Consider the following 1205-nt stretch of genomic DNA (forward strand, 5'->3'; position numbering starts at 1 on the left):
GGCCGTTGACGTCAGCGGTTACGCCAGTGGTCGCTCCGAACACCATGCCGGTGATGGCGTCCGAGCCGGCCGTGAAGCTCACCGTGTCCGAGCCGCGCTCGGTGGTGGACAGTTCCGCTCCGCCCGCAGCACCTTCGGCGCTGCCCAGGGCATTGGCGTTGTCCAGGCCCTTCTCGTGAACAGTGATCGAGGCGCTGTTGTCGGTTGCCGTCGGACCAGCACCATCGGTGATGCTGATCGGCTGCGCTGCCGTCGCGATGTCGCCGTCGCCGTCGGTGATCTTGTAGCTGAAGCCGGCGTTCACAGCCGAAGCGTTGTTCAGGCTGGCAACTGGCGTGAACGTCCACGCACCGGCAGCCGTGAAGGTGTAGGTGCCGTTCGCCGTCACGACCGACGTCGAGCCCGAAGCGGCGATCGAACGCTCGATGCCGCCAATCGTCACCGAGGTCAGTGTCGCGCCGTCAGCACCTGCCGTGTCGTTGCCGAGCACGTTGCCGCTGATCTGTGCGCCACCCTCGACGACGCTGCGGGCGCCGTCATCGACGGCGACAGGAATGTCGTCGACGACGTTGATGCCGACCGTTGCGCTGGCGGTGCTGCCATCCTGGTCTGAAGCGACGACGGTGATGCCGGCCAGGTTGATCGTGTTCTGCGCCAGTCCGGCCGGATGCGGGAAGTTGTCGGTCAGCTGGACATTGATCGTCGCCTGGCCGCTTGCCCCCGGCGCAATCGGTAGTGTCGGCGGAACGAGCGTCACCGTGATGGCCACGACGCCGTTGATCGTACCGGTCAACACCGAAGTGCCCGCACCATTCCACGCGATATCGGCGCCGTTGATGCCGTTGACGTCGGCGGTTACGCCAGTGGTCGCTCCGAACACCATGCTGGTGATGGCGTCCGAACCGGCCGTGAAGCTCACCGTGTCCGAGCCGCGCTCGGTTGTGGACAGCTCCGCTCCGCCCGCAGCACCTTCGGCGCTGCCCAGGGCGTTGGTGTTGTCCAGGCCCTTCTCGTGAACAGTGATCGAGGCGCTGTTGTCGGTTGCCGTCGGACCGGTACCGTCGAGCACCGTGATCGTCTGGCTGTCGGTGGTGGTGTCGTTGTCGCCATCCTTGGCCGATAGCGAGAAGGTGACGTTGGCACCGCTGGCATTGTTGAGGTTGCCGTTGGACGCAAACGACCAAGTCTTGTCGGCATTGACCGTT

General features: G+C 65.3%; 1 protein-coding gene. It reads right to left on the reverse strand.

The annotated features are described in order from the left end of the window. A partial coding sequence (locus AC1Q80_RS30765) for an Ig-like domain-containing protein (protein WP_492362931.1) occupies positions 1–1205 on the reverse strand: 1205 nt, incomplete at both ends.

The sequence above is a fragment of the Ensifer sp. GW823-FHT05D09 genome (genome assembly GCF_058795755.1).